The sequence below is a fragment of the Photobacterium gaetbulicola genome (assembly GCF_003025515.1).
GTDB classification, from domain to species: Bacteria; Pseudomonadota; Gammaproteobacteria; order Enterobacterales; family Vibrionaceae; genus Photobacterium; species Photobacterium gaetbulicola.
This window is the reverse complement of sequence record NZ_PYME01000025.1, coordinates 81,378-87,771: the sequence shown is the minus strand read 5'-3', so window position 1 is coordinate 87,771 and position 6,394 is coordinate 81,378. Positions and strand designations below refer to the sequence as shown.

6 protein-coding genes are annotated in these 6,394 nt (G+C 50.0%); all 6 read right to left on the bottom strand.

What is annotated here, in order from left to right:
• Positions 1-187: 187 nt before the first annotated feature.
• The 6 genes from ptsG to pabC all read right to left on the bottom strand — a co-directional run bounded on the left by ptsG (position 188) and on the right by pabC (position 6,327).
• Complete coding sequence (gene ptsG, locus C9J03_RS19870) at positions 188-1,618, bottom strand: PTS glucose transporter subunit IIBC (protein WP_044623798.1); 1,431 nt, start codon at positions 1,616-1,618, stop codon at positions 188-190.
• Positions 1,619-2,071: 453 nt separating this feature from the next.
• The gene (locus tag C9J03_RS19865; protein WP_044623799.1) at positions 2,072-2,851 is read right to left on the bottom strand and encodes a TatD family hydrolase; all 780 of its coding nucleotides are present in this window, start codon (positions 2,849-2,851) and stop codon (positions 2,072-2,074) included.
• A 51-nt stretch (positions 2,852-2,902) separates the two neighbouring features.
• On the bottom strand, positions 2,903-3,880 hold the full coding sequence (gene holB, locus C9J03_RS19860) for a DNA polymerase III subunit delta' (RefSeq protein ID WP_044623800.1): 978 nt from the start codon (positions 3,878-3,880) through the stop codon (positions 2,903-2,905).
• 1 nt (position 3,881) lies between these two features.
• The gene (gene tmk / locus C9J03_RS19855) at positions 3,882-4,511 is read right to left on the bottom strand and encodes a dTMP kinase (RefSeq protein WP_044623801.1); all 630 of its coding nucleotides are present in this window, start codon (positions 4,509-4,511) and stop codon (positions 3,882-3,884) included.
• Positions 4,511-5,524: an endolytic transglycosylase MltG gene (mltG, locus tag C9J03_RS19850; protein ID WP_044623802.1), complete on the bottom strand. Its 1,014-nt coding sequence runs from the start codon at positions 5,522-5,524 to the stop codon at positions 4,511-4,513. Before mltG ends, tmk begins: the two co-directional genes overlap by 1 nt.
• Positions 5,518-6,327, bottom strand: a complete 810-nt coding sequence (gene pabC / locus C9J03_RS19845; RefSeq protein WP_044623803.1) for an aminodeoxychorismate lyase — start codon at positions 6,325-6,327, stop codon at positions 5,518-5,520. Before pabC ends, mltG begins: the two co-directional genes overlap by 7 nt.
• Positions 6,328-6,394 lie beyond the last annotated feature (67 nt).

The window sequence follows — 6,394 nt, the reverse complement described above, 5'->3', positions numbered from 1 at the left end:
CATAGAACCATAGAACCATAGAACCATAGAACCATAGAACCATAGAACCATAGAACCATAGAACCATAGAACCATAGAACCATAGAACCATAGAACCATAGAACCATAGAACCATAGAACCATAGAACCAGAAAAACAAAAAAGGGAGCCGAAGCTCCCTTTTGAATCATTGAATCAGTAATTCGTATTAGTTGTTACGAATCCACTCATCCATGTCAGATTTCAGGTTGTCAGACTTAGTACCGAAGATAGCCTGAACACCGCCACCAGCTACAACAACACCGGCTGCACCTAGTTTCTTCAGTTTTTCCTGGTCAACATTGTCAACGCTTGCTACTGCAACACGTAGACGAGTGATACATGCGTCCAGACCTGTGATGTTGTCTTTACCACCGAATGCCATTACTAGGTCTTTCGCTAGCTCAGAACCTTCAGCAGCAACACCAGCAGAAACATCTTCTTCTTCGCGGCCAGGAGTCTTAAGATCCATTGCCTTGATTACAGTGCGGAATACTACGTAGTAGATTGCAGCGTAAACCAGGCCAACACCAACCATCAGAACCATCTTCTGTGCGTTGCCAGACAGAACTAGGAAGTCGATTAGACCGTGTGAGAACGAAGTACCGTGTACAAAGCCTAGGGTGTTAGCAACAACGTATGCAGAACCCGCTAGTAGTGCGTGAATTCCGTATAGTACAGGAGCTACGAATAGGAAAGAGAATTCGATTGGCTCAGTAATACCTGTTAGGAATGAAGTCAGGGCCGCAGATGCCATGATACCCATTACCTTAACGCGGTTTTCAGGCTTAGCACTGTGAGCAATCGCAATTGCAGCAGCTGGCAGACCGAACATCTTGAACATGTAACCGCCCGCTAGCTGACCGAAGCCGTTACCAGCGATACGAGAAGCTTCGTCAGCCACTAGGTAACAAGTTAGAACACCGTTCTGAGTTGCGCCATTAGCGTCAACACAAGTACCTGCTTCGAAGAAGAAAGGAACGTTCCAAACGTGGTGTAGACCGAATGGGATCAGAGAACGCTCAACGATACCGTAGATACCGAATGCAACTGTTGGGTTTTGCTCTGCAGCCCAGTGTGAGAACGCACCGATAGCAGCACCGACTGGTGGCCATACGATAGAAAGGATGATACCCAGACCGATAGCAGAGAAACCAGTGATGATTGGCACTGCACGCTTACCAGCGAAGAAACCTAGGTATTCTGGAAGTTGGATACGGAAGAAACGGTTGAATGCCCAAGCCGCAACACCACCGACTAGGATACCACCTAGTACACCAGTGTCGATGGCCTCAACACCCATCACACCCGCCATTACGCTTAGCGTGGCGGTCATGATTCCGTAACCAACGATAGCAGCAAGACCTGCAACACCGTCGTTGTTAGTAAAGCCTAGGGCTACACCAACTGCAAATAGAAGGGCCATTTGGCCAAATACCGAACCACCTGCTTGTTCCATCAGGTTAGAAACGATTTCTGGGATGAAGCCAAGGTTAGCTGCACCAACACCAAGTAGGATACCGGCAACCGGTAGTACTGATACTGGAAGCATCAGCGACTTACCGACTTTTTGCAGGTTCGCAAAAAGGTTCTTAAACATAATGTGCTCCTGAGTGAGTGTTTTATTTGATTTTCGGTCTTTATTAGCGGCCTACCCCCGTAGCCATCTGCTAATAAGACCGTCATTTTTAATACAGGTTAAGTATAAAATGCGGTGCTAAATATAACTTGATGGCCGTCAAAATTACCAATACGTCATGAAATTTAATTTCAAAACTCAATATAGATCACAGTTGAAATTTCGACTACCAAAGAAGTAAATTAAAAATAAGCCACTGATAAATAAAGATAAAACCACCCACACCCCCACTTACCGCGACATGTAATTATCTTTCAGTAATGTAAGCTGTGTTACTTTACGTTACGAAGTAAAAAATCAATTTAAATTAGTGTTTTCTGGTTTTATTTGCAGATTTAATTGAGTTTTGTTGATAAGCGAGTAAATAAAAAACATAAAGCATAAAAAAAAGGAGCCTCAGCTCCTTTTTTACCCTTACCTTCGTTTCGCTCGCGAAAAAAGCGCAAAGAAGTTATCGGTGGTTACTCGCTCGACTTCTTCAACCGATACGCCTTTAAGCAAGCCAATATATTCAGCAACTTCACGCACATAAGCAGGCTGGTTCTGTTTACCGCGGTACGGGATCGGCGCCAAGTATGGCGAATCCGTCTCAACTAACAAACGCTCCAATGGCAACTGGTTGACCACATTCTTGAGTTCAGAGGCTTTATTAAAGGTGACAATACCCGAAATCGAGATATAGAAGCCCAGCTCAATCGCGGCCTGTGCCATCTCCAAGCTTTCCGTGAAACAATGCAATACACCACCACACTTCTCAGCCCCCTCTTCGCGCAAGATCTGCAAGGTATCTTCGCGTGCCATTCGAGTATGGATGATCAGAGGCTTGTTCAGCTCCACGGCCAGGCGCACATGCTGGCGGAAAATCTCTTTTTGCTGCTCAGCAAGCTCAGGCTGGTAATGGTAGTCAAGGCCGGTTTCGCCGATCGCCACCACACGCTCGTGCTTGGCATACTCTTTCAACTTGTCGTAATCAAAGCCCGCCTCGATATCCAGCGGATGAACACCACATGAAGCAAAGACATTGTTATGCGGTGCAATCATCTCCATCATGGTCGGGAAGCTTTCCAGCGTCACCCCTACAGACAGGCAGTAATCAATGCCACGGGCTTTAGCCTTGGCCAACACATCATCAATCCCTGTATGAAGCTGTTCGTAATCCAATTTATCCAGGTGACAATGCGAATCAACTAGCACGGTTCTTTCCTCTGTATTCTTTAATTTGGTGATGCTTCTTCAGCCGAAGCATTAATGATGGCCCATAAAGCCGGTTAGCCACTCGACAATCAGCAGCTCAGCATTCAGACCCGGATGACGCTCCAGCTTCTGGTACAAACTGTTCGCCTCTCGGGTTTGATCCAGTAAGGTCATCGGGGCAATCACACTTGCTGCTTGCTCGACCAGTGGCAATGATTCGCTGTGTACCAGATGTCCCGTGACACCCCGCTGCCACTTCATGCAATCAACCAGGAAGTAACTTAGCCATTTCAGGCTATGGTGCCCTTCCTGAGTACACAGACCCGCGACATCATACAAGCCGAAAAACGGCGGTCGCAAGAACTCAGCAAAGGCAGCCAACAGTTTGGCATAGCGGATGTCCTGCCCCTGTTCAATAAACTGCTGGGTCGCGATCGGCGCCGAGCCGTTGAGCCTGACTGTCTCCAACTTGATCGTCTGCATCAACTGCTTTTCTACCCAGCGCTTGGTGTCCTGCTCATGCGGCATCGCCAGGCGCCATTTATTGCAGCGGCTGTTGATGGTCGGCAGCAAGTTATCCAGCGAAGAAGCCAGCAAGATAAACTGACAGCCTGACGGCGGCTCTTCCAGGGTTTTCAGCAGTGCATTAGCCGCAGCCTCGCCCATCATATCGGCCCCGTCAATCAGGATAATCCGCTCCCCGCCAAGCTGTGACGTTTCAACCGCCCAGCGGTTGCATTGCCTGACCGCATCCACACCAATCTGCTTGCCTTCCTGCAGTGGTGCCACCACGTGGAAATCCGGGTGGGTGCCCGCATCAAACAACTTGCAGCTATGACAAACCCCGCAAGGTTCACCACCTCCCCCTGCCGCCCCATTCTGACACAAGACCGTTTTCGCCAGATGACGGGCCAGTGATTCACGTCCGCTGCCATGGGGGGCAACGAGAAGAATGGCATGGTGCATTCTTCCCTGGGCCAGCAACTGCTGCCAGCCTTGCCATACACTTTCCTGCCACGGATAAAGCATGTTACTGCCGCTCCAGCCAGTGTTTGACTGCCTGGCGAATATCGGCTGTCACGGCTTCGAGCGTCTGGCTCGCATCAATAATCACCACGCTCGGATCCGCTTCAGACAGTTCTAGAAAGCGAGCACGTGCACGGTGGAAAAAGTCGATATTCATCTTCTCGATGCGATCCAACTCACCACGCCCACGGGCACGCTCAAGGCCAAGTACTGGGTCAATATCCATATAGATTGTAAAGTCTGGGCGGAAGTCCCCGAGTACGGTATCGCGAAGGCGCTCCATCACCGTACGGTCGAAGCCTCTGCCACCGCCTTGGTAGGCCTGTGAGGACATATCATGGCGGTCTCCCACGACCCATTGGCCCTGTGACAGGGCCGGCTTGATAACATTCTCAACCAATTGAGAACGAGCAGCATAAAGCAGCAGCAACTCAGCCATATCCGTCAGTGGCTCGTCGGGGTGGCCTTGTTTCACCAAGGCACGCATCTGCTCAGCCAATGGCGTGCCACCCGGCTCGCGGGTCGACGTAATATCTTCGATGCCCTGCTCGGCAAGCACCTGGATCACTTGCTCAATGGCAGTACTTTTGCCGGCGCCTTCCAGCCCCTCAATTACGATAAATTTACCAGTCATTATTGTTGTCTTAGTATTCTTAAATATTCACGCACAGCACGGTTATGTTCTGTCAGTGTTCTCGAGAATTTATGGCCGCCTTTGCCATCAGCCACAAAGTAATAGTACGTACTGTCATCCGGATTCACCGCAGCCAATACCGATGCCTTGCTCGGCATTGCGATTGGCGTTGGTGGCAGACCGAAAATGGTATAGGTGTTGTATGGGGTCGGTGTTTGCAGATCGCGCTTACGGATCCGCCCTTCATATTTCTCGCCCATGCCATAGATTACGGTTGGATCAGTCTGCAGACGCATGCCTTTATTAAGACGGTTCATAAATACCGATGACACCAAGCCGCGCTCATCATCAACAGCCGTTTCCTTTTCGATAATCGATGCCATGATCAAGGCTTCATAAGCATTTTTCAGTGGAATCTCGGCATCACGCTCATCCCAAGCAACATGAATCAAGCGCTGCATATCACGGTAGGCACGACGAAGGAGTTCAAGATCGGATGTGCCAGCCGTGTAGTGGTAAGTTTCCGGCAATAGGAAACCTTCTAGCTTTTCAACCTTCGCACCCAATGCCCTAGCGATATCGACTTCACTCATCCCTTCTGTTGCGTGCGTGACGTGAGGAGCTTGCTGCAACTGCGCCAACCAATCAATAAACCGTTCGCCTTCTACCAGAGTAATGGCAAACTGATGCTCGCGGCCAGAGGCAACCAAGGTCAGCACCTCCTGCAAGGTCATTGCCGGCTTGATCTGGTAGGTCCCCGATTTCAGGTTTGCCAATTGCGGCTCAAGCCTCGGGATCCAACGCGTCCATGGAGACTCAGCAAAAATATCTTCTCTGACCAGCTGGTTAAGCAGACCGCGGTATGACGTACCGCCCCTTACCGTCAACAAGACTTCCTGCTGGTTTTCCACCTGCATGTCCAGCGATGATTTCACTTGCTGATACGACCACCCCAGTCCACCAGCAGCCATCAGGCCCAGCAGGATCACAGCTATTGCCAACTTCTTTAGCACGTGTACAACCTCTTGTTCAGATCACCCAGCAAAGTACGCTGAGTAAATGTTATTCCATTGATTTCATTAACAGGCACTAACGCCATCAGGGCATTAGTAATAAAGACTTCATCTGCGCAAAGCAAGTTATCGAGCGGCGAATTGACAATTTCTAAACAATAATCAAGTTCCGTTACCAATTGTAATACATGTCGCCGCATCACCCCTCTGACACCCGACAATTCAAGGCTTGGGGTATATACCTTGCAGCCCTTGCGCCAAAAGATATTTGAGGCGATAGACTCCACCACATTCCCCGCGACATCCAGTACCACCGCATCCAGCCACTGCTGCTGTTCTGCTTCCCGCTTGAGCATCACTTGTTCAAGCCGGTTAAGGTGCTTATATCCAGCCAGCATCGGCGAGTGAGACAAGCGCTGCTGACAAACCCCTAGCACTATGCCCTCTTGCTGCCACCGCTGGTATTGTTGTGGCCAGGTGAACTCCGACACCACCACTTGGGTATCGCAACAGCCGGCTGCACTGTAGCCCCGGCCACCACTGCCACGACTGATCAGCACCTTGATCCCGCCCTTCTCCGGGTAATTGGCAGCAAGCTTATTGACGGTCGCCGCCAGTTCTTCCCAGTTCGGCTCGGCAATATCCAACCATACCAGCGTTCCTTTCAGCCGTTGGAGGTGAAAAGGCCAAAGACGCACCATGCCATGTTCTACCAGCATAGTCGTGAAGCAGCCATCACCGTACTGCATCGCCCGGTCGGTCACCGCTATCTGGTTGTCAGGTATTCCATTGATCAGGATCATCTTGCTCCTGCCCGATAAATTCAAACGTACAGATAAAAAAACGGCCCGGTGCGTAACACCGGGCCGC